Origin of the sequence: Pseudomonas sp. YL2 (genome assembly GCF_023063025.1) — a bacterium.
GTDB lineage: Bacteria > Pseudomonadota > Gammaproteobacteria > Pseudomonadales > Pseudomonadaceae > Aquipseudomonas > Aquipseudomonas putida_A.
In genome coordinates, this window is record NZ_JAJSLU010000017.1 from 99,226 (window position 1) to 124,666 (window position 25,441).

Annotated in this window: 21 protein-coding genes; 10 read left to right on the plus strand and 11 right to left on the minus strand. The window is 60.3% G+C overall.

Annotation, left to right across the window (positions count from 1 at the left end; all coding sequences use genetic code 11):
* The first annotated feature begins 200 nt into the window (after positions 1–200).
* The 5 genes from LVD08_RS21850 (at position 201) to LVD08_RS21870 (ending at position 8,750) form a co-directional block, all read left to right on the plus strand.
* A complete protein-coding gene (locus LVD08_RS21850; RefSeq protein WP_247269235.1) occupies positions 201–4,049 on the plus strand; it encodes a sensor domain-containing protein in 3,849 nt (1,282 codons plus the stop codon).
* Between the two features lie 331 nt (positions 4,050–4,380).
* Positions 4,381–5,634, plus strand: coding sequence for a serine hydroxymethyltransferase (glyA, locus tag LVD08_RS21855; protein WP_003228394.1), 1,254 nt, complete (start codon positions 4,381–4,383; stop codon positions 5,632–5,634).
* 279 nt (positions 5,635–5,913) lie between these two features.
* A complete protein-coding gene (locus LVD08_RS21860) occupies positions 5,914–7,227 on the plus strand; it encodes a C4-dicarboxylate transporter DctA (protein ID WP_007963773.1) in 1,314 nt (437 codons plus the stop codon).
* A gap of 84 nt (positions 7,228–7,311) precedes the next feature.
* Positions 7,312–8,016 carry a FadR/GntR family transcriptional regulator gene (locus LVD08_RS21865; RefSeq protein WP_027612834.1) on the plus strand — a complete coding sequence of 235 codons (705 nt, stop codon included), beginning with the start codon at positions 7,312–7,314 and terminating at the stop codon, positions 8,014–8,016.
* A 23-nt stretch (positions 8,017–8,039) separates the two neighbouring features.
* Positions 8,040–8,750, plus strand: coding sequence for a GntR family transcriptional regulator (locus LVD08_RS21870; RefSeq protein WP_247269236.1), 711 nt, complete (start codon positions 8,040–8,042; stop codon positions 8,748–8,750).
* 116 nt (positions 8,751–8,866) lie between these two features.
* On the opposite strand, the gene yjiA is transcribed toward LVD08_RS21870, so the two are convergent.
* From yjiA to LVD08_RS21885, 3 genes are all read right to left on the minus strand, one after another.
* On the minus strand, positions 8,867–9,838 hold the full coding sequence (gene yjiA, locus LVD08_RS21875; protein WP_096795248.1) for a GTPase: 972 nt from the start codon (positions 9,836–9,838) through the stop codon (positions 8,867–8,869).
* Between the two features lie 152 nt (positions 9,839–9,990).
* Entirely contained in the window at positions 9,991–10,188 is a 198-nt protein-coding gene (locus LVD08_RS21880) for a YbdD/YjiX family protein (protein ID WP_003228401.1), read from the minus strand.
* Between the two features lie 15 nt (positions 10,189–10,203).
* Positions 10,204–12,270 carry a carbon starvation CstA family protein gene (locus tag LVD08_RS21885; RefSeq protein ID WP_097089275.1) on the minus strand — a complete coding sequence of 689 codons (2,067 nt, stop codon included), beginning with the start codon at positions 12,268–12,270 and terminating at the stop codon, positions 10,204–10,206.
* A gap of 159 nt (positions 12,271–12,429) precedes the next feature.
* On the opposite strand from LVD08_RS21885, the gene LVD08_RS21890 reads away from it, so the two are divergent.
* Positions 12,430–12,798, plus strand: a complete 369-nt coding sequence (locus LVD08_RS21890; RefSeq protein ID WP_247269237.1) for a PilZ domain-containing protein — start codon at positions 12,430–12,432, stop codon at positions 12,796–12,798.
* A gap of 110 nt (positions 12,799–12,908) precedes the next feature.
* Here the strand turns inward: LVD08_RS21890 and radA are convergent, their stop codons facing one another.
* From radA to katB, 3 genes are read right to left on the minus strand one after another with little or no spacing between them, the layout of a single operon-like run.
* Complete coding sequence (gene radA / locus LVD08_RS21895) at positions 12,909–14,276, minus strand: DNA repair protein RadA (protein ID WP_007963764.1); 1,368 nt, start codon at positions 14,274–14,276, stop codon at positions 12,909–12,911.
* Between the two features lie 43 nt (positions 14,277–14,319).
* Positions 14,320–14,856: an ankyrin repeat domain-containing protein gene (locus LVD08_RS21900; RefSeq protein ID WP_098965717.1), complete on the minus strand. Its 537-nt coding sequence runs from the start codon at positions 14,854–14,856 to the stop codon at positions 14,320–14,322.
* 60 nt (positions 14,857–14,916) lie between these two features.
* Positions 14,917–16,458 (minus strand): catalase KatB, encoded by a 1,542-nt coding sequence (gene katB / locus LVD08_RS21905; protein ID WP_123588925.1) that lies wholly within the window; start codon positions 16,456–16,458, stop codon positions 14,917–14,919.
* Positions 16,459–16,743: 285 nt separating this feature from the next.
* Between katB and mscL the strand changes: the two genes are divergently transcribed.
* The gene (mscL, locus tag LVD08_RS21910) at positions 16,744–17,157 is read left to right on the plus strand and encodes a large-conductance mechanosensitive channel protein MscL (protein WP_115986790.1); all 414 of its coding nucleotides are present in this window, start codon (positions 16,744–16,746) and stop codon (positions 17,155–17,157) included.
* A gap of 42 nt (positions 17,158–17,199) precedes the next feature.
* On the opposite strand, the gene LVD08_RS21915 is transcribed toward mscL, so the two are convergent.
* Positions 17,200–17,976: a ferredoxin--NADP reductase gene (locus LVD08_RS21915; protein ID WP_027612842.1), complete on the minus strand. Its 777-nt coding sequence runs from the start codon at positions 17,974–17,976 to the stop codon at positions 17,200–17,202.
* A gap of 330 nt (positions 17,977–18,306) precedes the next feature.
* Between LVD08_RS21915 and LVD08_RS21920 the strand changes: the two genes are divergently transcribed.
* Both LVD08_RS21920 and LVD08_RS21925 read left to right on the plus strand, forming a co-directional pair.
* Positions 18,307–19,035, plus strand: a complete 729-nt coding sequence (locus LVD08_RS21920) for an autoinducer binding domain-containing protein (RefSeq protein ID WP_247269238.1) — start codon at positions 18,307–18,309, stop codon at positions 19,033–19,035.
* 150 nt (positions 19,036–19,185) lie between these two features.
* Positions 19,186–20,310 carry a methyltransferase gene (locus LVD08_RS21925; RefSeq protein ID WP_247269239.1) on the plus strand — a complete coding sequence of 375 codons (1,125 nt, stop codon included), beginning with the start codon at positions 19,186–19,188 and terminating at the stop codon, positions 20,308–20,310.
* A 75-nt stretch (positions 20,311–20,385) separates the two neighbouring features.
* Here LVD08_RS21925 and LVD08_RS21930 read toward each other — a convergent pair whose 3' ends face one another.
* From LVD08_RS21930 to LVD08_RS21940, 3 genes are all read right to left on the minus strand, one after another.
* Entirely contained in the window at positions 20,386–20,553 is a 168-nt protein-coding gene (locus tag LVD08_RS21930; protein ID WP_007963754.1) for a DUF2474 domain-containing protein, read from the minus strand.
* Positions 20,554–20,636: 83 nt separating this feature from the next.
* Positions 20,637–21,644, minus strand: coding sequence for a cytochrome d ubiquinol oxidase subunit II (gene cydB / locus LVD08_RS21935; protein WP_007963753.1), 1,008 nt, complete (start codon positions 21,642–21,644; stop codon positions 20,637–20,639).
* A gap of 3 nt (positions 21,645–21,647) precedes the next feature.
* Positions 21,648–23,090 carry a cytochrome ubiquinol oxidase subunit I gene (locus LVD08_RS21940; protein ID WP_027612845.1) on the minus strand — a complete coding sequence of 481 codons (1,443 nt, stop codon included), beginning with the start codon at positions 23,088–23,090 and terminating at the stop codon, positions 21,648–21,650.
* 546 nt (positions 23,091–23,636) lie between these two features.
* Here LVD08_RS21940 and LVD08_RS21945 point away from each other — a divergent pair.
* Positions 23,637–24,875 carry an MFS transporter gene (locus LVD08_RS21945; protein WP_247269240.1) on the plus strand — a complete coding sequence of 413 codons (1,239 nt, stop codon included), beginning with the start codon at positions 23,637–23,639 and terminating at the stop codon, positions 24,873–24,875.
* A gap of 6 nt (positions 24,876–24,881) precedes the next feature.
* Here the strand turns inward: LVD08_RS21945 and LVD08_RS21950 are convergent, their stop codons facing one another.
* Positions 24,882–25,433: a DJ-1 family glyoxalase III gene (locus LVD08_RS21950; RefSeq protein WP_247269241.1), complete on the minus strand. Its 552-nt coding sequence runs from the start codon at positions 25,431–25,433 to the stop codon at positions 24,882–24,884.
* Positions 25,434–25,441: the final 8 nt, after the last annotated feature.

A 25,441-nucleotide genomic window follows, 5' to 3' on the forward strand; every position in this document is an offset into this window, starting at 1 on the left:
TCAATGCCTGCGCGCTGAAAAAGTCTGAGTCTAGGAGCTGGAACGCTCCCGCGTAACCGGCAAAGCTACCTTAATGACGGAAGGCAGTCCAGCCGAGTGGGGCTGGCACTTCGCCACAACTCAAGGCATGCTAGCCGCCCTTCGGGCGTCCGGCTTATAGTGCACGTCGCGCCAGTCCAGCCAAACCGCAGGATTTCAGCTTGTCCAACGTTACCCCGCCAGCTTCTGTGAGCGCGTCCAATCCGGGGACCGGCTCGCCCCTGCGCGGAACATTGAAGGGGGCATTGGCGACGCTGGTACTTTTGCTGCTGGCATTGCTGTTCTGGCAACTGCTCGATCAATTGCGCGAGACCCAGAAAAATCAGCGCCAGTACACCATCGACTACACCGCCGACCTCGCCTCGCAGGTCAGCCTGAACATGTCGCTGAATGCGCAAATCGCCCTCAACCTGCTACCGATCGTCGAACAGCCACAGTCGTCCGACGAACAGCAGGCGCTGCTGCGCAAGCTCCAGCAATCGCTGCCGGACGTACGCAGCCTGGCCCTGCTCAGCCCGTCCGGGAAAATCCTCAACGACAGCGCCAGCGACAGCCACGACGCCGATTACCTCGCTGAACTGGTGCGCCGCAGCCGCGCCCAGGCGCATTACTTCAGCAACGCCGACGACGGCTCGGTGGTGCATCTGTTGTTGCATCAGGCCAGCGGCAGCACGCGCGGGTACTGGGTATTGCGCCTGACCCCGACCTTCTTCGACTCGCTGACCAAGCAGGGCGAAACCGGCATCCGTCCGTTGTGGCTGGTGGAAAACCGTCTCAACCATCAGATCATCAGCCGCGACGAGGCACGGCCTTCGGCCAGGCCTGGCGTCTTGAGCCCGGACGACATGGCCAACACCGTGCTGACCGTGCCGTTGAGCAGCAGCGACTGGCAATTGCGCGGGCTGTTCGACCGCCAGCGCGTGCTCGAAGAACTGCTGCCGGCGTTTATCGGCAAATGCCTGTTGGGGCTGGCGTTCTCGATGCTGCCAGTGATCGCTCTGCTCAACATGCGCCGGCGCCAGCGCCAGTTACATGAAGGTCGCCGACGTTATCAGGACATCTTCGAAGGCACTGGCGTTGCGTTGTGTGTGCTCGACCTGTCCGGCCTCAAGCAGGTGTTCGACAAAGCACAGATCCAGACCAGCGACCAGCTCAAGGCCTGGCTCGACCAACCGGTCCAGCGCCAGCAATTGCTGCAGGAACTGCGCGTCACCGAAGTCAATCAGGTCGCGCTGCAACTGCTCAACGTCAATTCCTGCGAGCACGCCTGGCAGTTGCTGATCGACGGCCATCCGCACAGCCAGTGCGCCATCGGCAACCAGGTGCTCGACGCAGTTTTGCAGCAACAGAATCAACTGGAACTGGAAATCAGACTGCCGGACATCAATGGCCGCGATCAGCACCTGTGGATGGTCCTGCGCCTGCCCGAGGAACAGCACGACTATAAAGCGGTGATCCTCAGCATCAACGACATCACCAGCCGCAAGCTGATCGAACTGTCGCTGCTGGAGCGCGAAGGTTTCTGGTCGGACGTGGTACGCACCGTGCCAGATCATCTGTATGTGCAGGACGTGATCAGCCAGCGGATGATTTTCAGCAACCACCACCTCGGCCAGACCCTCGGTTACAACCGCTCCGAGCTGCACCAGATGGGCGAGTACTTCTGGGAAATCCTCCTGCACCCGGAGGACGCCGACTATTACCACCGCTCGCGGCAGATGCAGCGGCACGCCGGGTACAGCCAGCTGTTGCAGTGCCAATTGCGCTTCCGCCATCGCGACGGCAAATGGCGGCGCTTCGATATTCGTGAGCAGGCGCTGGCCCGTGACAAACATGATCAGGTCACGCGGATCATCGGCGTGGCCAAGGACATCACCGAGCAGATCGAGGCCAGCGAATCGCTGCGCGACAGCGAGCAGCGCTACCGCATGCTCGCCGAAAGCATCAGCGATGTGATTTTCTCCACCGACAGCAAGCTGTCGCTGAACTACGTCAGCCCGTCGGTGCAGGCGGTGCTGGGTTACGACGCCGAGTGGATCTTCCAGAATGGCTGGCAATCGACCATTGCCAACCCGCAGCAGCTATCCGGCATCTACACCTTGATGGATCGGGTGAGCAAAGCGCTCGACAAGCCTGAGCAACTCGCGCAACTGCGAAGCCAGGTACAGACGCAGATGTTCCTGTTCGACTGCCTGCGCGCCGACGGCCGCAAGATCCCGATCGAGCTGCGGCTGGTGCTGGTGTGGGACGAACACGGCGCGTTCGAAGGCGTGCTCGGCGTCGGTCGCGACATCAGCCAGCAGCGCCGCGCGGAGAAAGACTTGCGCATGGCCGCCACCGTATTCGAGCACTCGACCTCGGCGATCCTGATCACCGACCCCGCCGGTTACATCGTGCAGGCCAACGAAGCCTTCAGCCGGGTCAGCGGTTACGCGGTGTCGGAAGTGCTCGACCAGTTGCCGAACATGCTCACCGTCGACGAGCAACAGGACGCGCACCTGCGCTACGTGCTCAAGCAATTGCACCAGCACAGCACCTGGGAAGGCGAAGTCTGGCTCAAGCGCCGTAACGGCGAGCATTACCCGGCGTGGGTCGGCATCACGGCGGTACTCGACGATGAAGGCGATCTGGCCAGTTACGTGTGCTTCTTCAGCGACATCAGCGAGCGCAAGGCCAGCGAACAACGCATCCATCGTCTCGCTTACTACGACGCCCTGACCCACCTGCCGAACCGCACGCTGTTCCAGGATCGTCTGCACACCGCGCTGCAATCGGCCGAACGGCAGAAGTCGTGGGTGGTGCTGATGTTCCTCGACCTCGACCGCTTCAAGCCGATCAACGACTCCCTCGGCCACGCGGCTGGCGACCGCATGTTGAAAGACATGGCCACGCGGTTGCTGGCCTGCGTCGACGATGACGACACCGTGGCGCGCATGGGCGGTGACGAGTTCACCTTGCTCCTGCAACACCGCTCCAGCCGCGAAATGGCGCTGAACCGAGCGATTCATGTGGCCGAGCAGATTCTCGCCAGCCTGGTGCGTCCATTTGTGCTGGAAGGTCGCGAGTTCTTCGTCACCGCCAGTATCGGTATCGCCCTGAGCCCGCAGGACGGCAACGAACTCAGCCAGTTGATGAAGAACGCCGACACCGCGATGTACCACGCCAAGGAGCGCGGCAAGAACAACTTCCAGTTCTATCAGGCCGACATGAACGCCAGTGCGCTGGAACGTCTGGAGCTGGAAAGCGACCTGCGTCATGCGCTGGAGCAGAACGAATTCGTCCTGTATTACCAGCCGCAATTCAGTGGCGACGGCAAACGCCTGACTGGCGCCGAGGCACTGCTACGCTGGCGCCATCCGCGTCGTGGACTGGTGCCGCCGGGGGATTTCATTCCGGTGCTGGAAGAGCTCGGTCTGGTAGTGGACGTTGGCGACTGGGTGATCAGCGAAGCCTGCCGCCAGCTCAAGACCTGGCACCAGAACCGCGTGCGCGTGCCGAAGGTCTCGGTGAACATTTCGGCGCGGCAGTTCTCCGATGGCCAGCTCGGTACGCGCATCGCCACGATCCTGCGCGAAACCGGGCTGCCGCCGGCGTGCCTGGAACTGGAGCTGACCGAAAGTATCCTGATGCGCGAAGTCAGCGAGGCGATGCAGATCCTCGCCGGGCTGAAGAACCTTGGCCTGAGCATTGCGGTCGACGACTTCGGCACCGGTTATTCGTCGCTGAACTACCTCAAGCAATTCCCGATCGACGTGCTGAAGATCGACCGCACCTTCGTCGACGGCCTGCCGTCCGGCGAACAGGATGCGCAGATCGCTCGCGCAATCATCGCCATGGCCCACAGCCTCAATCTGGCGGTGATCGCCGAAGGCGTGGAAACCCATGAGCAACTGGACTTCCTGCGCGAGCATGGCTGCGATGAGGTTCAGGGCTATCTGTTCGGACGGCCGATGCCGGCGAGCCGGTTTGAAGCGCAGTTCAGCAATGACGCGCTGTTCATGTTCGACTGATTTTTTGCGGCACCACCAATGACGCCTTCGCGAGCAAGCCCGCTCCCACATTGGAATGCACATCCCTGTGGGAGCGGGCTTGCTCGCGAAAGGGCCGGTACAGACGCCGGAAAAATCTGCGGTGCAGCCATCCCCAGCAGGCTGGCTGCCACAGGGACTTGCCGTGGATCAGTATTCTCCGGTTGAAACGCGGCCATTGTGGAGCCAGCAAAAGCACCGCACATCTGGCATGAACGCCACTTGTCTGCGACATGATGTCGTTTCATATGCCATCCAAAACCCATTGGGTTAGAATGCCCCCCTTTTCTGCCCCCGATCCTTGAGGACCGCCATGTTCAGCCGTGATTTGACTATTGCCAAGTACGACGCCGATCTCTTTGCCGCCATGGAGCAAGAAGCTCAGCGCCAGGAAGAGCACATTGAGCTGATCGCTTCGGAAAACTACACCAGCCCTGCGGTGATGGAAGCTCAAGGCTCGGTACTGACCAACAAGTACGCCGAAGGCTACCCGGGCAAGCGCTACTACGGTGGTTGCGAGTACGTCGACGTTGTTGAACAACTGGCCATCGACCGCGCCAAAGAGCTGTTCGGCGCCGATTACGCCAACGTTCAGCCGCACGCCGGTTCCCAAGCCAACGCCGCTGTTTACCTGGCCCTGCTGCAAGGTGGCGACACCATCCTGGGCATGAGCCTGGCCCACGGTGGTCACCTGACCCACGGCGCCAGCGTTTCGTCCTCCGGCAAGCTGTACAACGCGGTGCAGTACGGCATCGACGCCAATGGCCTGATCGACTACGACGAAGTCGAGCGTCTGGCGGTTGAGCACAAGCCGAAAATGATCGTGGCCGGTTTCTCTGCCTACTCGCAGATTCTCGACTTCCCACGCTTCCGCGCCATCGCTGACAAAGTCGGTGCCTACCTGTTCGTCGACATGGCTCACGTGGCCGGTCTGGTCGCCGCTGGCGTCTACCCGAACCCGGTGCCATTCGCTGACGTGGTCACCACCACCACGCACAAGACCCTGCGCGGTCCTCGTGGCGGTCTGATCCTGGCGCGCGCCAACGCCGAGATCGAGAAGAAGCTGAACTCCGCGGTATTCCCGGGCGCCCAAGGTGGCCCGCTGGAGCACGTGATCGCCGCTAAAGCGATCTGCTTCAAGGAAGCGCTGCAGCCTGAGTTCAAGGCTTACCAGGAACAAGTGGTGAAGAACGCCCAGGCCATGGCCGAAGTGTTCATCGAGCGCGGTTTCGACGTGGTGTCCGGCGGTACCAAGAACCACCTGTTCCTGCTGTCGCTGATCAAGCAGGACATCTCCGGTAAAGACGCCGACGCCGCTCTGGGCAAAGCGTTCATCACCGTGAACAAGAACTCCGTGCCTAACGACCCACGCTCGCCGTTCGTCACTTCCGGCCTGCGCTTCGGTACTCCGGCTGTGACCACTCGCGGCTTCAAGGAAGCAGAGTGCAAAGAGCTGGCCGGCTGGATCTGCGACATCCTGGCTGACCTGAACAACGAAGCGGTGATCGACGCCGTTCGTGAGAAAGTCAAAGCCATCTGCAAGAAACTGCCGGTGTACGGCGCGTAATCGCGACGTTAAATCCGCAGCATGAGAAACCGGCCAAGTGATTGGCCGGTTTTTTTGTGCCCACATTTTTTCAAACGCCTGAACCGCTCAAGAATGGGACTCACCGCACAACTGGTCAGACCGGTCATGCCAATTCGTCAATTTTCACTTGCGATCCGCAAAAAACCGCGCCTAGACTGCACCCGCACTGGACATACCGGTAAGACCACAATAATTAAGTTCTGAATCTGATGCGCCCAAAGGCGCACGGCAGCCAGGACACCGACCAGGATTCCTCCCATGCTCAGATGGTGCTCGCGTTCAATCTTCCTCCAAGTGGTTCTCGGACTGGTGCTCGGCATCGTCTGCGGGCTGACCCTTCCCGAATATTCCGCTCAGCTCAAACCGCTGGGTGACGGCTTCATCAAACTGATCAAGATGCTTATCGGCCTGATCGTGTTCTGCGTGGTGGTCAGCGGCATCAGCGGCGCAGGTGATCTGAAGAAGGTCGGGCGCATCGGCCTCAAGTCGGTGATCTACTTTGAAGTGCTGACCACCATCGCGCTGGTGATCGGCCTGGTATTCGCCTTCAGCACCGGCATCGGCAGTGGCGCGAATATCCATCTGGAGCAGTTGTCCGCCGCCGACATGGGCGACATCGCCGAACGCGGCCAGCATATGCACACCACCACGCAGTTCCTGATGGACCTGATTCCGACCTCGGTGCTCGGTGCCTTCGCCGACAACAACATCCTGCAGGTACTGCTGTTCTCGGTGCTGTTCGGCAGCGCGCTGAATCTGGTGGGCGAAGCGGCTTCCGGGATCTCACGGCTGATCAACGAACTGAGCCATGTGATTTTCCGGATCATGGGCATGATCGTGCGTCTGGCGCCGATCGGCGTGTTCGGCGCCATCGCCTTCACCACCAGCAAGTACGGCCTCGATTCGCTGCAACACCTGGGCAGTCTGGTGGGCTTGTTTTACCTGACCTGCATGGCGTTCGTCAGCGTGATCCTCGGCGTGGTAATGCGCGCCTCGGGCCTGCGTCTGTGGCCCCTGCTCAAATACCTGCGCGAAGAATTGCTGATCGTCATGGGCACCGCTTCTTCCGACGCCGTGCTGCCACAGATCATGCGCAAACTTGAACACCTGGGGATTGGCAGCTCGACGGTCGGGCTGGTGATTCCCACCGGCTATTCGTTCAACCTCGACGGTTTCTCGATCTACCTGACCCTGGCCATCGTGTTCATTGCCAACGCCACCGGCACGCCACTGGCGATGACCGATCTGCTGACGATTCTGCTGGTGTCGCTGATCACTTCCAAGGGCGCCCACGGCATTCCCGGCTCGGCGCTGGTGATCCTGGCGGCGACGCTGACGGCGATCCCGGCGATTCCGGTAGTGGGTCTGGTGCTGGTACTGGCGGTGGACTGGTTCATGGGCATCGGCCGGGCACTGACCAACCTGATCGGCAACTGCGTCGCCACCGTGGCCATCGCCCGCTGGGAAAAGGACATCGATGTGCAACGGGCAAACAAAGTACTCAGCGGTCAGCAGGGCTACACCTTTCAACCGCGTAAAACCGGAACTCCGGCGCACCAGCAAGAGTTCTGATTTTCAACCCCACAGGAGCTGCCGCAGGCTGCGATCTTCTGATCCTATTTGCGGCAGCCCCAACGGGCTCACGGAGCAAGACAAGTGATCACCACATCAACCGTCGTCAACTCAGTCGTAGAAAAACTGCGCGCCGCCCTCGCCCGCGGTCAGTGGCGCTCCGGCGACATGCTGCCGGGCCAGCGCGAACTGGCCGAACAACTGGGCATCAGCCGCCCAAGCCTGCGCGAAGCGGTGATCGTCCTGGAAACCCTTGGCCTGGTGCGTTCGATGCCGGGCAAAGGCGTGGTGGTGCTCGACGCCCAACTCAGCGACAGCCAGAGCCACGACAGCGCGGTGGCCGGCGCCAGCCTCGAAGACGTGCTGCAACTGCGCTACACCCTAGAGCCGTTCATCGTCGGTCTGGTCGCGCAGTCGATCAGCAGCAAGGAAGTCGGGCAATTGCGCCTGACGTTGATGGACATGCGCGAAGCCCTTGAGGCAGGCGACAGTGAAGCCGGGGTCAGCGCCTACATCGCCTTCCACGAGGAGCTGTTCACCCTGACTTCGAACCCGATTTTCCAGAGTGTGGTGCAGCAAACGAGCAATGCCCTCAAGCAAAGCGCCGAAGTGCTGCGCAATTCGCCTGAGCATTTGGCCGAACGCCTGGAAGAAAACGAAGCGGTGGTACGCGCAATCCGCAGCAAGAACAGCGCTCAGGCCAGCGCCGAAATGCGTCGGCACATTCTGCGCGAAGGCCAACGGATGGGCGTTGAATTGAACATTCCGGATGACAACCTCAGCCACTGATTGATTCACACTGGAGACCGGCCATGAACAGCCTTGCCACGTCGCCGCACACTCGTCAGATGTCGGCCCCCCTGCACTTCTCCCGCCTGCAGGCGTCGGCAGACGATCTGTACCCGCGGCTGTTCGACGCGATTCTGGACCGGCGAATCGACCCGGCCAGCCGCTTCACCGAAGACAGTCTCAAGCAGATGTTTGGCGTCAGCCGCGCCGATGTGCGCCGGGTGCTGACGCAGTTGTCCCATGAGCAGGTGATTGTGCTGCGCGCCAACCATCGGCCACGGGTGGCCGCACCGGATGCCGAGCAGACCCGGCAAACCCTGCACGCCCGGCGCCTGACCGAAGCGACGCTGGCGCGTCTGGCTTGTCAGAATGCCTCAGCGGAGGGTTTGAAACGCTTGCGCACGCTGGTCGAACGCGAACGTCTGGCCGTGACACAGGAACGGCGTGCGGCGGCGATTCGTTTGTCCGGCGAGTTTCATCTGCAGTTGGCACAAATGGCGGGGAATGCACCGTTGGCGCATTTTCTTGGCAGTCTGGTGCCGTTGACGTCGCTGGCGATTGCGCGGTGTGATGGATCGACGCCCGGTTGCTGCGCGTGGCAGGAGCATCTGGCGATTGTCGAGGCGGTCGCGTCTGGGGATATGTCCATGGCTGAGCGACTGATGAATCAACACCTGGATCATCTTGAGCAGACCTTGCTGGGTACAGCCCTTGAGCATCGTGTCGCCGGTTAGATCGCCTTCGCGAGCAAGCCCGCTCCCACAGTGAATTGCATTCCTCCTGACAGAATGCGACCTACTGTGGGAGCGAGCCTGCTCGCGAAGAGGCCATCGCTGACAACCAGGATCCATCAGGCAGAAGTCACTCTGGCAAACCCCGCCCGAATTTTCTCTTCCGGCAGATCATCGGCAATAAACACGATCACGCTTTCCCGCGCCTCACCCTCGGCCCACTCGGTGTCCCAGTCGAAACCGTAAAGTTTCAGTACGCCCTGAAACACCAGCCGCCGATCCTCGCCAGCGATGTTCAACACGCCCTTGTAGCGCAACAACTGCTTGCCATGTTCTTCCAGCAGCTCATTCATGAACTCGCTGAGTTGATCGATATCCAGCGGCTGGTCTGTGCGCAGCACCAGGCTGGAGATACGGTCGATGGACGGCGCCTTGCTCACCGGGCGCAGGCTGACCCCGCCGCCCAGGTCAGCATTGAGGTTGAAGCCGCGCACGTCGAGCAGTTCCGCCAGATCGATGTTGCCGTGCTCGACCACGCGGATCGGCGCACGACGATTGATTCGCGTCAGGCGTTCGCTCAGTGCGTTGAACGTCGCCTCATCCACCAGATCGGTCTTGCTCACCAGCAAGCGGTCGGCGAAACCGATCTGCGCCTGGGCGATGGTCTGGGTCAGGTGCTGGTCGGCATGGGCGGCATCTACCAGGGTGATGATGCCGTCGAGCAGATAGCGTTCGCGCAGTTCTTCGTCAATGAAAAAGGTCTGCGCCACAGGCGCTGGATCAGCCAGCCCGGTGCACTCGATCACCAGACGGTCGAAGGCGATTTCACCGCTGTCCAGGCGTTCGAGCAGCAGGTACAGGGCCTTGGTCAGATCGGTGTGGATGGTGCAGCAGACGCAGCCGTTGGCCAGGGTCATGACTTGCACCGGTTCGACGCCGAGCAACTGGGTGTCGATGCCGGCGTCGCTGAATTCGTTCTCGATCACGGCGATTTTCAGGCCGTGCTCGGCTTTCAATAGATGGCGCAGCAAGGTGGTCTTGCCGGCACCGAGGAAACCGCTGAGTACCGTTACGGGTATGGGAGAAGACAAAACACGATCTCCTTAAAGAAACACAAAACAAATGTGGGAGCGGGCTTGCTCGCGAAAGCGGTGTGTCAGTCACCACGCGTCTCAACTGACACTCCGTATTCGCGAGCAAGCCCGCTCCCACAGGGGGATTACCTCAACCGCAGGCTGTCAGCTCAACAGCACTTCGGCCCACCCTTGCCACCGTAACGCGCTTCCTGACGTTCGCGGAAGAACATCTCGTAGCTCATCACCGGTTTGTCCGGGTGTTTGGTTTGCATATGCTCGACGTAGGTGTCGTAGTCGGGCATGCCGACCATCAGGCGTGCGGCCTGACCGAGGTATTTACCGAGGCGACTCAGGTCATTGAACATGCTGCAATCCTCTGGTTACGCGTCCGGCAGGGCCTGGAATGGCGATTCTTTATCCGTTCGCTCTTTTTTGCCCCAGGCAGCGATGCCGACCTTGAGCGCATAGAACAGGATGCTGAAGACCACGAACAGGAACAGCGCAGTGAGCGTTGCGTTGGTGTAGGCGTTGAAGATCACGTGCTGCATCTGCTCGACGCTTTTTGCCGGTGCCAGCACCTGACCATTGGCCAGCGCATCGCTGTACTTCTTGGCCAGCGACAGGAAGCCGATCGCCGGGTTGGCGTCGAACAGCTTGATGAAGCCTGCGGTGGTGGTGCAGATCAGCAGCCAAGCGGCTGGCAGCAGGGTGACCCAGATGTAGCGCTGGCGCTTCATCTTGATCAGGACCACGGTGCCGAGCATCAGCGCGATACCGGCCAGCATCTGGTTGGAGATACCGAACAGCGGCCACAGGGTGTTGATGCCGCCCAGTGGATCGATGACGCCCTGATACAGCAACCAGCCCCACATCGCCACACAACCGGCGGTGGCGATCAGGTTGGCAGTCCACGATTCGGTGCGCTTGAGCGCCGGAACGAAGGAGCCGAGCAGGTCCTGCAGCATGAAGCGCCCGGCACGGGTGCCGGCGTCCACAGCGGTCAGGATGAACAGCGCTTCGAACAGGATCGCGAAGTGGTACCAGAACGCCATGGTGTTTTCACCCGGCAGGACACTGTGCAGGATCTGCGCGATACCGACCGCCAGGGTCGGCGCGCCGCCGGCACGGGCGAGGATGGTGGTTTCGCCGATGTCGTGAGCCACGGCTTGCAGCGCCTCCGGCGTGATCGCGAAGCCCCAGCTGCTGACCATCTGCGCCACCGATGCGACGTCACCGCCGACCACGGCGGCCGGGCTGTTCATGGCGAAGTACACGCCCGGCTCGATCACCGAAGCGGCAACCATGGCCATGATCGCCACAAACGATTCCATCAGCATGCCGCCGTAACCGATGTAACGCGCGTTGGTTTCGTTATCCAGCAACTTCGGCGTGGTGCCCGAAGAGATCAGTGCGTGGAACCCGGACACCGCACCGCAAGCGATGGTGATGAACAGGAACGGGAACAGACCGCCCTTCCACACCGGGCCGGTGCCGTCGACGAACTGGGTCAGCGCCGGCATTTTCAGCTCGGGCATGGTCACCAGAATGCCGATCGCCAGGGCGATGATGGTGCCGATCTTGAGGAACGTCGACAGGTAGTCGCGTGGCGCGAGGATCAGCCACACCGGCAACACGGCGGCGACGAAGCCATAACCGATCAGCATCCAGGTGATTTGCACGCCGGTGAAGCTGAAGGCCTTGGCCCACACCGGATCAGCGGCAATCTGCCCACCGAGCCAGATCGAACCGAGCAGCAGCAACACACCGATGACCGAGATCTCGCCGATGCGGCCCGGACGGATGTAGCGCATGTAAATGCCCATGAACATCGCGATCGGGATGGTCGCCATCACGGTGAAGATGCCCCATGGGCTCTCTGCCAGTGCCTTGACCACGATCAGCGCCAGCACCGCGAGGATGATGATCATGATCAGGAAGCAGCCGAACAGGGCGATGGTGCCGGGGATGCGGCCCATTTCTTCACGCACCATGTCGCCCAGGGAACGGCCGTTGCGCCGGGTCGACATGAACAGAACCATGAAGTCCTGCACCGCGCCCGCCAGCACCACCCCGGCAATCAGCCACAGCGTGCCGGGCAGATAACCCATCTGCGCCGCCAGTACCGGGCCGACCAGAGGTCCTGCGCCGGCGATGGCCGCGAAGTGGTGACCGAAAAGAATGTGTTTGTTGGTTGGAACGTAGTCCAGACCGTCGTTGTTGAGCACGGCGGGGGTGGCCCGACGCGGATCGAGTTGCATCACATTGTTGGCGATGAACAGGCTGTAGTAACGGTACGCGACCAGATAAATGGCCACGGCCGCGACCACGATCCACAAGGCGTTGATCGCCTCTCCTCGGCGCAATGCCACTACGCCCAGGGCGCACGCTCCTACGATTGCCAGCACTAGCCAGGGTAAGTGGCGTAGCAGGCTATTATTATTTTTCATTTTATTATTCCAGCCAGGGTGGACAAGAAAGACAGCCACCCCGAGTTTAGCGCTTACGGCGCCAAAGGCCATACCCCGACGTTGGTCTAGACGGCTTGTCGATTGGCAGCCACCCAACGGTCGGGTCTATAGTCAGCGAACTCTTCCGAGGATTGCGCCATGAGCGAACACCCAGCCAATCGCCGTCGCTTCAAACGTATTGCGTTCGATGCCAGAACCGAGCTGAGTCAGGGTCAATTCATCTGGCCGGTGAAGTTGATCGATCTGTCGCTCAAAGGGCTGCTGATCGAACGGCCGGAGCCGTGGCTTGGGGATAGGGAGCAGGATTTCTTCGTCAACATTCATCTGAGCGATGATGTCGATATCGAGATGGATGTACACCTGGCTCACGAAGATCACGGACAACTAGGCTTCGTCTGCCGGCACATCAGTCTGGAGTCGATCCAGCGCTTGCGACGGTTGATCGAGTTCAACCTGGGCGATCCGCAGGAATTGGAGCGCGAACTGCGCGCCCTGATCGAAATCTAGAAACCACTACAAATCCCTGTGGGAGCGGGCTTGCCCGCGAAGAGGCCGTGTCAGTCGACATTGATTTCGACTGACACACCGCTTTCGCGGGCAAGCCCGCTCCCATAGGACTATTCGAAAAGTGCGTCGAGCGCCTGTTCCAGCCGGGTCACGGCAATGATCTGCAACCCCGGCGGCGCTTCTTTCGGTGCATTGCCCTTGGGCACGATCGCCCGTTTGAAGCCATGCTTGGCCGCTTCCTTCAAGCGCTCCTGCCCGCTCGGCACCGGGCGCACTTCGCCGGACAAACCGACTTCGCCAAACACCAGCAAATCATGCGGCAATGGCCGGTTGCGCAGGCTCGACATCACCGCCGCCATCAACGCCAGGTCGGACGCGGTCTCCAACACCTTCACCCCGCCCACCACGTTGAGAAATACGTCCTGGTCGTGAGTCGGAATACCACCGTGACGGTGCAATACCGCCAGCAACATCGCCAATCGGTTCTGATCAAGGCCCAACGTCACGCGCCGTGGATTGGCCAGATGGCTGTCATCGACCAGCGCCTGCACTTCCACCAGCATAGGCCGGGTTCCTTCCCAGGTGGCCATCACCACACTGCCCGGGACTTCTTCCTGGGCACGGGTGAGAAAAATCGCCGAAGGGTTGGAGACTTCCTTCAGACCCTTGTCGGTCATGCCGAACACACCCAGTTCGTTGACCGCACCGAAACGGTTTTTCACCGCCCGCAACAGACGCAAACGGCCATCGGACTCGCCTTCGAAATACAGCACGGTATCGACCATGTGCTCCAGCACCCGCGGGCCGGCGAGCGCGCCTTCCTTGGTGACGTGACCGACGAGGAAGATCGCGGTGCCACTCTGCTTGGCATAACGCACCAGCAACGCCGCGCTCTCACGTACCTGCGAGACGCCACCCGGCGCTGATTGCAGCTGTTCGGTGAAAATGGTCTGGATCGAGTCGATCACCATCACCTTGGGTTTTTCCTGACGGGCGGTGGCGATGATGGTTTCGATGCAGGTTTCGGTCATCACCCGCAGTTGATCCTGCGGCAGCCCGAGACGGCGGGCACGCATGGCCACTTGCTGCTGGGATTCTTCGCCGGTGACGTACAGCGCCGGCATGCTCTTGGCGAGGTTGCACAGGGTCTGCAACAGAATCGTCGACTTGCCGATGCCCGGGTCACCACCGATCAACACCACCGAGCCGTCGACCAGACCGCCACCCAAGACCCGGTCCAGCTCACCGGAGGCGGTGGAGAAGCGCGGAATCTCCTCGATGCTGACTTCGGCCAGGGTCTTGATCTGCGCCTGCTGCCCGGCCCAGCCGGTACGCCCGGTGGGCGCCGTGGCCCCGCCGCTTTCGATCATGGTTTCGGTCAGGGTGTTCCAGGCGCCGCACTCGCCGCACTGGCCCGCCCACTTGGGAAAGGTTGCGCCGCACTCGGTGCAGCCGTACATGCGCTTGGCCTTGGCCATCTGGATCCCCCGGCAAAAAACGCGATGATAACGCAGCCACCGCTCAGCGCGGCGCGGCGGTACGGATTTCGCCGTTGGCCAGACGCGCGGCGCTATTGCCCAGCGGATCTTCGGCATTGAGATCAGCGCCTTTGGCCTTGAGCGCATCGAGCAGTTCGACACGCTTGAACAACCCGGCGTACATCGCCGCAGTCTGGCCTGCGCCGTTGCGCTGATCGGGGCTGCAATCGGTGGCCATCAGCCTTCGAGCAATCTGCATCTCGCCTTTGAAAATCGCGCCCATCAGCGCTGTATTGCCACGTTGGTCCTGCGCGCAGGCATCAGCGCCCGCTGCCAGTAACCGGTCAACTGCCGCACCCTGGCCGTGATACGCCGCCAGAATCAAAGCGGTGTAGCCCTTGCTGTCGCGGGTATCGAGGGAATAACCGGACTCGATAAAGGTCTCAAGCATCGGCACATCACCACGCCGGGCGGCATCGAAATAGTAATCCTGCAACTGCGCCTTGATCGCCTCGGGGTTCTGTTCGGCCAGCGCTGTAAATGACAGGCAACCGAGCAACAGTAAAAGAAAGGCACGCATAAACGCTCTCCTTGGGCAGAACGGGGCCTGAATCAGGCCCCGCGTTGCATGGCGTCGAGATCAGTCGACCAGTTTCGCTGCCAGCGCCTTGACCCGGCTCAGGTCACCCTTGGCCACTTTGGTCACACCGGTGCCGTATTCCGGATCTGCCTTATAAAGAAAGGACAGGATGATGTGCTTGCTCTCGTCATCGGTGGTCGCCAACGAACCGCCGAAGCTGGCGATCAGGTCCTGACGCTCCTGCTGGCTGAACGAGCGATACAGATCCCCGGCCTGTTTGAAGTTTTGCTCACGCTGAATCTTCGCCTGCTGGGTGCTGCCCGACAGTGCCAGCTGGCTGTAACGCGCGCTCTGCGGCTCTTCACGCGGTTGCAGGCGGCTCGGCTGATAGTTCACGCCAGACTGCGTGGCACCAAAGTTCATCGCCCCGTCCTGATTGCCATTGTTGACCGCAACTTTGGGCGCGTTGATCGGCAACTGCAGGGCATTGGCTCCCAAACGATACATTTGCGTATCGGCATAAGAAAACACTCGGCCTTGCAATAGACGATCTTCTGAAGGTTCGATACCCGGCACAACATTGGCCGGGGCCATGGCAACTTGTTCGGTTTCCTGGAACACATTGGCCGGATTACGGTTCAACACCATTTGTCCAACTTTTCGCTCAGGAACATTCGGCCAGATCTTGGTAGCGTCCAATGGATCGAAATCAAACTTGGACAAATCTTGTGGATTCAGCACTTGGATGTACAAGTCCCATTTCGGGAAATCACCCTTGTTGATATGGCTGACCAGATCATTAGTCATATGACTGTAATCTTTGCCCTGAACTTTCTCGACTTGTTCAGGTGTCAGGTTTTTGATGCCCTGCAAACTTTTCCAGTGGAACTTCACGTAGTGCACTTCGCCTTTGGCGTTAACCAGCTTGTAGGCATGCACGCCATTACCGTCCATCTCCCGATAACTGGCTGGAGTACCCGAATTGGAATACAGCTCGGTCAGCGTGCGAGTCGCTTCCGGTACGTGGGAGAAGAAGTCGAAACGACGTGAGTCATCGTCAAGGTTGGTACGCGGATCGGGCTTGAAGGCGTGAACCATGTCCGGGAACTTGATCGCGTCGCGAATGAAGAAGGTCGGGAAGTTGTTGCCGACCAGGTCCCAGTTGCCATCAGCGGTGTAGAACTTGGTGGCAAAGCCCCGTGGATCGCGCAGGGTTTCCGGGGAGTGGTTACCGTGAACCACTGCGGAGAAGCGCACGAACACTGGCGTCACCTGCCCGGCAGCGAATACCTTGGCCTTGCTCAGGTCACTGAGGTCGTTGGTCACGGTGAACGTGCCATGGGCACCGGTACCGCGGGCATGCACCACGCGCTCGGGAATGCGCTCACGGTCGAAACGCTGGAGTTTCTGGATCAGTTGCACGTCTTGCAGCAGCACCGGGCCGTTGGCGCCGGCGGTTTGCGAGTTCTGATTGTCGCCCACCGCTGCACCGTTGTCCCGGGTCAGGGGCGCGGCGTGCACGGAGAAGGTCAACAGGCTGGCGGTGAGTACGCCGAGCGTACGGCGATGGGGAAAAGCCCCCAGTCCAAGGGTGGAATTCATATCAGGTTCCTCTGGTTCTTTTGGGCGCATCCAGGTGCGCCAACCAGAGGCTAGAGGGCTAAGTCCGCGAACATAAATAGAAAGTTCGTAACCCGACGATTGAAAATTTTGGCTTCCCGATCAGCGCGTTACGGCGTATTTCGCGCGCGATTAGTGGCACTTTGCAAACTAATTGCAGATTTATCGGTCGATAAAAACGGGCATTGTAAGAAGGTGTTTCGCGCAGGACGCGTTTGCTGATTTACACTGCGTACACCAACCTCATCTGTAACAAGGAAATAACCTATGGGCGTGCTAAGTGAGTTCAAGGCCTTCGCGGTCAAAGGCAATGTGGTCGACATGGCCGTCGGTATCATCATCGGTGCTGCCTTCGGCAAAATTGTTTCGTCGTTTGTCGGCGACGTGATCATGCCGCCAATCGGCCTGTTGATCGGAGGGGTGGACTTCAGTGATCTGGCCATCACGCTAAAAGCCGCCGAGGGCAACGCCCCTGCCGTGGTCTTGGCCTACGGTAAATTCATCCAGAGCGTTCTGGACTTCGTGATCGTCGCCTTCGCGATCTTCATGGGTGTCAAAGCCATCAACCGCCTGAAACGCGAAGAAGCCGTGGCCCCTTCCCTGCCACCGGTTCCGACCAAGGAAGAAGAGTTGCTCGGTGAGATCCGCGATCTGCTCAAGGCCCAGAACAACCGGCCTTGACTGCTTGATGAATAAAGAACGGCGCCTGATGGCGCCGTTTTTTTACCAGTAGTTTTCCACCGCCACCTGTCCCGGCCGCCGCGTCAGGCTCAGGCTCATGTGGCGTTTCTTCAGCAGTGCCCGGGTGTCGTCGATCATCTGCGGATTGCCGCACAGCATGACGCGCGAGTGCTCGGGGGCCAGTTCAACGCCGGCTTCACGCTCCAGCTCGCCGCTTTCAATCAGGCTGGTAATACGGCCATGCAAGGCACCAGGAACCTTTTCTCGGGTAACGGTGGGAATGAACTGCAGTTTATGGGCGTGTTCTGCCAGGTAATCACGCTCGGACAGTTCTGCAATCAACGACTGATAGGCCAGTTCCCGCGCTTCGCGCACGCTGTACACCAGAATGATCCGCTCGAATCGCTCCCACACTTCGAAGTCCTGCAGAATCGACAGAAACGGCGCAACCCCGGTCCCGGTGGATAACAGCCACAAATCCCGACCGTCGACAAACCGATCCAGCGTCAGGTAACCAAAGGCCTGGCGTTCCACCAGCAGGGTATCGCCGACCTGCAAGCGACTAAGTTCACTGGTGAATTCGCCACCTGGCACCACGATGGAGAAGAACTCGAGAAACTCGTCGAAGGGTGAAGAGACCATCGAGTAAGCACGCCAGACCGTGCTGCCATCAGCCTTTGTCACCCCCAGGCGAGCGAATTGTCCCGCGCGAAACCTGAAGCCCGTATCGCGCGTGGTGCGCAGGGTAAACAGACTGGGGGTCAAAGGCTGCACGTCGAGCAAGGTCTGGGCAGTAAATTTATCTGCGCTGACAGTCATGGGGGCACTCCACGGAAAAGACCCTGACAGTCTCGCGCAAACTCAGAGCATAAACACCACTGCTTTTGTAGTGGTTTACCGTTCAGACCGCCCGAAAAAATGAGAATTAAACCCAAATGCCGTTAATACAGCAGTATTCAAAGTCCGATTGAATGACAGGTTAAATCCAACGCGTTATTGATGACTAATAACCTTTCCAGCAACTAACAGCCCCCTCCAAGAGCAAAAAAATTCAACGCCATTTGTAAGACCTGTCCTACACTCGGTTGCGTGCAGGATCCGATTGGATCCATAAAAAGCACCCGACGAACGACTCATGGAGAGTGAGTGATGGAAATGTGGAAGGAGTCGCAATTAAAGCAACTGACTTTCGCAAGAGAAATAGAGACTGCTTATCCGATCTTGCTGCGATTTGTTCAAAATATTGGCTTCAATTTTTGCGCCATTACATTGACATCAAGCAACCGGAACGCCGACTTCAAAACCTTGCAAATCAATAACTATCCGAAAGAGTGGAACCAACTTTATGAAAGACAAAACTACAGAAAAATCGACCCGGTAGTAGCACACTGCAGTCATTCAATGCTGCCGATTGTCTGGACCGAGGACGTGTTTTCGCAAACCTTGTCGCTGTGGGACGCGCAACAGAGGCATGGGTTGCGACACGGTTGGTCCCAGTCGTTCCACCACGAAGACAGCGGGCTGTGCAGCACCCTGAGCCTTGCCAGGAAAAACGGTCCATTAAGTCCGCTCGAGTTATACGAGCATTTTGGCTTTATGTTTTACGCAACCAGCCACCTGAGTGACCTGTTCGCCAAAACCTTGCCCAAACCGGCCAAAAAGCCCGTCCCCCCACGCCTTTCACCGCGAGAACTGGAAGTGCTCAAGCTCTCGGCGCTCGGCAAGACGGCCTATGAGATTGCCAGGATCCTCTGCCTGAGCGAGCGGACGGTGAATTACCACGTGCAAAACGTGATTCTCAAACTGAACGTCTGCAACAAGATTTCTGCGGTCATTGCCGCCAAGAGTTGCGGCCTTCTCGACATGCCCGCCCACTAAAAGCTGCGAGTATTTCAACGGAAAAAAACGTACCATTTGCAACCTTCCTGAGTGATGACGTGCGCCGCACGCCGCAGTCCACTCGGATGGTTCCGCCGCGCGACGCCCTGGGCTGCGGGCCACCCGTTGAATAACCAGAGTTCTCGCCCGATGCCCTTGCTCGAAACACCCTTTGCCCAACTCGACCTGATCCGCCAGCCCGAGCAGCAGAATGAACCTCTGCAAGCGTTCGATGCGGCTGACGAATACCTGCTCAATCATCTGGCCGCGCAACAACCGACGGCAGACACCCGGGTGTTGGTACTCAATGACAGCTTCGGAGCGCTGGCGGCGAGTCTGGCGGGCAAGGTTCAGGTCAGCAGCAGTGGCGACTCGTTTCTCGCATTCCAGGGCCTGGAAAAGAACCTGGTACGCAACGGCCTGGCATTTGATGCCGTGCGCGGGATTGCGGCCAGTGAGCCGTTGATCGGGCCGTTCGACCGGGTGCTGATCCGCGTGCCCAAGACGCTGGCATTGCTGGAAGAGCAACTGATCCGCCTGCAAGGGCTACTGGCACCCGGCGCCGAAGTGGTGGCAGCGGCCATGGTCAAGCATTTGCCGCGCGCAGCCGGTGATCTGCTGGAGCGTTACATTGGCCCGGTACAGGCTTCACTGGCGGTGAAGAAAGCTCGCCTTTTGATCGCAACGCCTGAAGCCAAAGCCCCGGCGACCTCGCCCTACCCTTCGCGTTATCAACTGGACGAGCCGGCCATCGAATTGCTCAACCACGCCAACGTGTTCTGCCGTGAGGGCCTGGACATCGGCACCCGGGCCTTCCTCCCGCACCTGCCCAGGAACCTCGGCAGCGCCCGCGTCGCCGACCTTGGTTGCGGTAACGGCGTACTGGCCATCGCCAGCGCCCTGCACAACCCTGACGCGCACTACACGCTGGTCGACGAATCGTTCATGGCCGTGCAATCGGCCGCCGAGAACTGGCGCGCCGCGCTGGGCGAGCGTGAAGTGCTCGTACGCGCTGGTGATGGTCTGGCCGGACAGGAGCCGCAATCGCTAGACGTGGTGCTGTGCAATCCACCGTTCCATCAACAACAGGTGGTCGGCGACTTCCTCGCCTGGCGCATGTTCCAGCAAGCCCGCGAGGCGCTGGTGGTGGGCGGTGCGTTGTACATCGTCGGCAACCGGCACCTGGGCTATCACAGCAAGCTGGCGCGGCTGTTCCGTGGCGTCGAGCAAGTGGCAGCCACACCGAAATTCGTGATTCTCAAAGCACGCAAGTAAAGCGTCAGGCAAAAAAAACCCTCCGCGGTACAGAGGGTCATAAAACCGTGCCCAAGGGCAGCGGGACGGGATGTTTCAGTGTGTGGTCAGGCCGGCCGCGTTCATGAACAGGCGCATCAGGCTGGCGGCAATGAACAGCGCGCCGACGCTACCGATCCAGATCAGGGCCAACCAGCCGAGCCGCTGCCACAGCGGCTTTTTTTCGGCTTCTTCAATCTCGTGCAGGGAATGTTTGCCGTTCATTGCATCGTTCCTCTTGGGCGATGGCGTCGCTGAGGACGCCACCGCGAGAAGGCTTGCTCTCACAGGGTGAGCAGAGCGAGAGATCAGTGGTAACCGTCTTCATGGGTGACCTTGCCGCGGAACACGTAATAGCTCCAGAAGGTGTAACCCAGGATGAACGGGATGATGAACAGCGTACCGACCAGCATGAAGCCCTGACTTTGCGGCGGTGCGGCGGCGTCCCAGATCGAGATCGACGGCGGCACGATGTTCGGCCACAGGCTGATGCCCAGACCGCTGTAGCCGAGGAATATCAGCACCAGGGTCAGCAGGAACGGCATGTAGTTGGCATTGCGCGCCACCGCGCGGATCAGCCCGTACAGCGTCACCAGCACCAGAATCGGCACCGGCATGAACCAGAACAGGTTCGGCATGCTGAACCAGCGTGTCGCGATCTCGGGGTGAGCCAGCGGCGTCCACAGACTGACGATGCCGATCACCGCCAACAGCACGAACGCCAAGGGCCGCGCGAGGTTGTGCATCTGCTCCTGCAACTTGCCTTCGGTCTTCATGATCAGCCAGGTGCAACCGAGCAAGGCATAGGCCACCACCAGCGCGGCGCCGCAGAACAGGGTGAACGGTGTCAGCCAGTCCAGTGAACCGCCGGCGTATTGCCGATTGACCACCGGCAAACCGTCGATGAAAGCCCCGAGTGCCACGCCCTGGAAGAACGTCGCCGCCACCGAACCGCCGATGAACGCCTTGTCCCACAGGTGACGCTTGTCATCCTTGGCCTTGAAGCGGAACTCGAACGCCACACCGCGAAAAATCAGGCCGATCAGCATGAAGATCAACGGCAGGTACAGCGCCGACAGCACCACCGAATAGGCCAGCGGGAACGCGCCGAACAACGCCGCGCCGCCCAGTACCAGCCAGGTTTCATTGCCGTCCCAAACCGGGGCGACGGTGTTCATCATCACGTCACGGTCGGTCTTGCCCGGGATGAACGGGAAGAGAATCCCGATCCCCAGGTCGAAGCCGTCCATGACCACGTACATCATGATGCCGAAGATGATGATCACGGCCCAGATTAGCGGAAGATCAATACCCATGAGTCAAATCTCCTTTTCCAGGCTGCGCTGCGAGTCGGCGTCGGTACCTTCATCATCGGCTGCGGACAACGGCCGAGCCGGAGTGCGTTTCTGGCCAGGACCCCCTTCGTTGGTTTCCTTGCCTTCGTCGGTTTTCGGCCCTTTGCGCACCAGGCGCATCATGTAGCCAAGCCCCGCACCGAACAGCGCGAAATACACCACGACGAACATGATCAGGGTGATGCTCATCTGCATGAAACTGTGATTGGACGAAGCATCCGCCGTGCGCATCAGCCCGTAGACCACCCACGGCTGCCGACCGATTTCAGTGGTGAACCAGCCAGCGAGGATCGCGATCAGGCCGGACGGCCCCATCCACAGCGCCAGATACAGGAACGGCCGCGAGGTGTAGAGCGAATCGCGCTTGCGCAGCCACAGGCTCCACAGACCGGTGAAGATCATCAGGAAGCCGAGACCGACCATGACCCGGAACGACCAGAACACAATGGTCGAGTTCGGCCGGTCTTCAGGCGGGAACTCCTTGAGTGCCGGCACTTGCTTGTCCAGCGAGTGGGTCAGGATCAGGCTGCCGAGGTACGGGATCTCTACGGCGAATTTGGTTTTCTCTTCTTTCATGTCCGGCCAACCGAACAGGATCAACGGGGTCGCTTCATTGCCTTTGTTTTCCCAGTGGCCTTCGATCGCAGCGATTTTCGCCGGCTGATGCTCAAGGGTGTTCAGCCCGTGGAAGTCACCGATGACCGCCTGGATCGGCGCGACGATCAGCGCCATCCACATTGCCATCGACAGCATGGTGCGGATCGCCGGGTTGTCCTTGCCGCGCAGCAGGTGCCAGGCCGCCGACGAGCCGACGAAGAACGCCGTGGCCACGAACGCGGCGGTCGCCATGTGCATCAGGCGATACGGGAACGATGGGTTGAACACGATGGCCAGCCAGTCGGTCGGGATCACCTGACCGTTGACGATCTCGAAGCCTTGCGGCGTCTGCATCCAGCTGTTGGAGGCGAGGATCCAGAACGTCGAGATCAGCGTGCCGATCGCCACCATTACCGTGGAGAAGAAGTGCAGTTTGCGTCCGACCTTGTTCCAGCCGAACAGCATCACCCCGAGGAAACCGGCCTCAAGGAAGAATGCCGTGAGCACCTCGTAGGTCAGCAACGGTCCGGTGACGGAACCGGCGAAGTCCGAGAAACGGCTCCAGTTGGTGCCGAACTGGTAAGCCATGACCAGACCGGAGACCACACCCATGCCGAAGTTGACGGCAAAGATTTTCGACCAGAAGTGGTAGAGATCCCGGTAAGTGTCGTTATGGGTTTTCAACCACAACCCTTCAAGCACCGCCAGGTAGCTCGCCAGACCAATGGTGATGGCCGGGAACAGGATGTGGAACGAGATGGTGAACGCGAACTGAATTCGGGCGAGATCGAGTGCCTCTAAACCGAACATAAGTCTTCCTCTGTCAGGTAATACCGGCATTGGGGCTTGTGGCCCCTGCCTACTGCCCCCACGGATATGGAGTGCGGCGAATTCTGATTCGTTCTTTTTTAACAGCCATCGCAACGCAGGGAGTCTGGCCAACGGGCCACCAGAGCATGGCCCGGGAGGGTCTTGATCTGGATCAAGCAACGTTAAAAGAGTAGTCCCATTTCCGACGAAGAACGGCGTGGTCGTTTGCCGCGTGACAAGTTGCCTCATTGCCTGGGCAACGTTCTGAAACAGATGTCCCAGAGCCAGGAAACCCTCCGTGGCGAGGGAGCTTGCTCCCGCTCGGCTGCGCAGCAGGCGTAAAAAGGTTTTCCAGCGCTTGCCTGAAAGCAGGATTGCGCTGGATTGGGGCCGCTTCGCGACCCGGCGGGAGCACGCTCCCTCGCCACAGAGAAAGGGGTATCCGGATAATCGATGTCTGGCTAACTAAATTTTTTGTCATAGCAACTTCCTGTTACAGACTGGTGATAACCTCGCGGTTCCCCCAAGAGCCAGACCTGCCTTCAGATGCCCAGCCAAGAGCCCCTGCTGTTACGTCACCATCGTCCGTTTCTCGCGTTCTGGTTCGCCCGGATCTTCACCGCCAGTGGCTTTCAGATGCTCACGGTGGCCATCGGCTGGAATCTGTACCAGCTGACCGGCAACGTGCTCGACCTGGGCCTGGTCGGGCTGGTCGAGTTCGCGCCACGGGTGCTGTTCATGCTGCACACCGGGCATGTCGCCGACCGCTATGACCGACGCCGTGTTGCGGCGATCTGTCAGTCATTGCAGGCGATGATCGCCCTGGCACTGGCCATCGGCAGTGCGACCGACCACGTCACCCGGGAAATGATCTTTATCCTCGCCTTCCTGCTCGGTGCGGCGCGCTCCTTCGAAATGCCGACCACCCAGGCGCTGCTGCCGAGCATCGTGCCCAGCGCCCTGTTTCCACGGGCGGTCGCCGCAGCGCAGTCGGCTCAACAGTCAGCCACCATTGTCGCCCCGGCCCTCGGTGGCTTGCTTTACGCGTTCGGCAGCGTCTGGGTTTACGGCCCGACGGTATTGCTCTATGTCATCGCCTGCACCTTGATGCTCAACCTGCCCGCCCGGCAAACGCCGCTGAACAAAGGCAAAGCCACGCTGGATTCGTTGCTGGCGGGTATCCGCTTCATTCGCAGCCGCCCGGACATCCTCGGGGCGATCTCGCTGGATCTGTTCGCGGTGTTGCTCGGTGGCGCTACCGCGTTGCTGCCGGTGTTCGCCAAGGACATCCTGCTCACCGGGCCGTGGGGCCTGGGCCTGCTGCGCTCGGCGCCGGCGGTTGGCGCGTTGGGGATGTCACTGTTCCTCGCCCGGTTCTCCGTCGAACGCAACGTTGGCCGGGTGATGTTCACCGCCGTTGGCGTGTTCGGCGTCGCAACCATCGCCTTCGGTCTGTCGACCTCGTTCTGGTTCTCGCTGGGCGTGCTGGTGGTGCTCGGCGCGGCGGACATGATCAGCATGGTGATCCGCGCCTCCTTCGTGCAACTGGAAACCCCGGACGAAATGCGCGGCCGGGTCAGCGCGGTGAACGGCCTGTTCATCGGCGCCTCGAACCAGTTGGGCGAATTCGAATCCGGCCTCACCGCGCACTGGTTCGGCACCGTCCCGGCGGTGGTGATGGGCGGGATCGGCACGCTGGTGGTCACCGGAACGTGGATCAAACTGTTCCCGACCCTGGCCAACCGCGACCGGATGCATGTGCCGGTGGAAGAGGCGAAGGTCTGACTCTCGTCACACCAGCATCTCCCCCGCCACTTTCGCCCGCAACGCCTTGCCACCAAGCTGCTCCACCAGGGTCAGGGCAAACGCCAGTGCGCCACCGGAACCTTGGGCCGTGATGCAATTGCCGTCGACCACCACCGGTTGATCAACAAACGTACAGCCTGACAGTTGATGGCTGGCACTCGGCAGGCAGGTCATGCGCCGTTGGCGTAATACGCCTGAGGCTTGCAGGGCAATGGCCGGGGCTTCGCCGATGGCGGCGAACAGGCGGCCGGCGCTGGCCTGGTCCTTGAGCAATTGCTGCAGCGGCTGATGCGCCGCGAGATGTTGGGCGCCGACGGCACCACCGGGCAGGACGATCAGGTCGAAGGTCTGCGCCAATACATCAACCAGCATGCCATCGGCCGTCAGGCGCGTACCGCGCGCGCAGGTCAGCATGCGCCGGCCTTCGATGCTGGCCGCCACGACTTCAACGCTGGCGCGGCGCAGCACGTCGATCAGGGTTACGCTTTGCAGATCATCGATGCCCTCGGCGAGGGTAATCAGGGCTCTAAAGGTCATGGGCGCCA

What these genes read in the sequence shown, in the direction of transcription:
- glyA (WP_003228394.1), top strand. Translation starts at nt 4,381, where the DNA reads ATGTTCAGCCGTGATTTGACTATTGCCAAGTACGACGCCGATCTCTTT.
- LVD08_RS21860 (WP_007963773.1), top strand. Translation starts at nt 5,914, where the DNA reads ATGCTCAGATGGTGCTCGCGTTCAATCTTCCTCCAAGTGGTTCTCGGA.
- LVD08_RS21870 (WP_247269236.1), top strand. Translation starts at nt 8,040, where the DNA reads ATGAACAGCCTTGCCACGTCGCCGCACACTCGTCAGATGTCGGCCCCC.
- LVD08_RS21880 (WP_003228401.1), bottom strand. Translation starts at nt 10,188, where the DNA reads ATGTTCAATGACCTGAGTCGCCTCGGTAAATACCTCGGTCAGGCCGCA.
- LVD08_RS21885 (WP_097089275.1), bottom strand. Translation starts at nt 12,270, where the DNA reads ATGAAAAATAATAATAGCCTGCTACGCCACTTACCCTGGCTAGTGCTG.
- LVD08_RS21890 (WP_247269237.1), top strand. Translation starts at nt 12,430, where the DNA reads ATGAGCGAACACCCAGCCAATCGCCGTCGCTTCAAACGTATTGCGTTC.
- radA (WP_007963764.1), bottom strand. Translation starts at nt 14,276, where the DNA reads ATGGCCAAGGCCAAGCGCATGTACGGCTGCACCGAGTGCGGCGCAACC.
- LVD08_RS21900 (WP_098965717.1), bottom strand. Translation starts at nt 14,856, where the DNA reads ATGCGTGCCTTTCTTTTACTGTTGCTCGGTTGCCTGTCATTTACAGCG.
- katB (WP_123588925.1), bottom strand. Translation starts at nt 16,458, where the DNA reads ATGAATTCCACCCTTGGACTGGGGGCTTTTCCCCATCGCCGTACGCTC.
- mscL (WP_115986790.1), top strand. Translation starts at nt 16,744, where the DNA reads ATGGGCGTGCTAAGTGAGTTCAAGGCCTTCGCGGTCAAAGGCAATGTG.
- LVD08_RS21915 (WP_027612842.1), bottom strand. Translation starts at nt 17,976, where the DNA reads ATGACTGTCAGCGCAGATAAATTTACTGCCCAGACCTTGCTCGACGTG.
- LVD08_RS21920 (WP_247269238.1), top strand. Translation starts at nt 18,307, where the DNA reads ATGGAAATGTGGAAGGAGTCGCAATTAAAGCAACTGACTTTCGCAAGA.
- LVD08_RS21925 (WP_247269239.1), top strand. Translation starts at nt 19,186, where the DNA reads ATGCCCTTGCTCGAAACACCCTTTGCCCAACTCGACCTGATCCGCCAG.
- LVD08_RS21930 (WP_007963754.1), bottom strand. Translation starts at nt 20,553, where the DNA reads ATGAACGGCAAACATTCCCTGCACGAGATTGAAGAAGCCGAAAAAAAG.
- cydB (WP_007963753.1), bottom strand. Translation starts at nt 21,644, where the DNA reads ATGGGTATTGATCTTCCGCTAATCTGGGCCGTGATCATCATCTTCGGC.
- LVD08_RS21940 (WP_027612845.1), bottom strand. Translation starts at nt 23,090, where the DNA reads ATGTTCGGTTTAGAGGCACTCGATCTCGCCCGAATTCAGTTCGCGTTC.
- LVD08_RS21945 (WP_247269240.1), top strand. Translation starts at nt 23,637, where the DNA reads ATGCCCAGCCAAGAGCCCCTGCTGTTACGTCACCATCGTCCGTTTCTC.
- LVD08_RS21950 (WP_247269241.1), bottom strand. Translation starts at nt 25,433, where the DNA reads ATGACCTTTAGAGCCCTGATTACCCTCGCCGAGGGCATCGATGATCTG.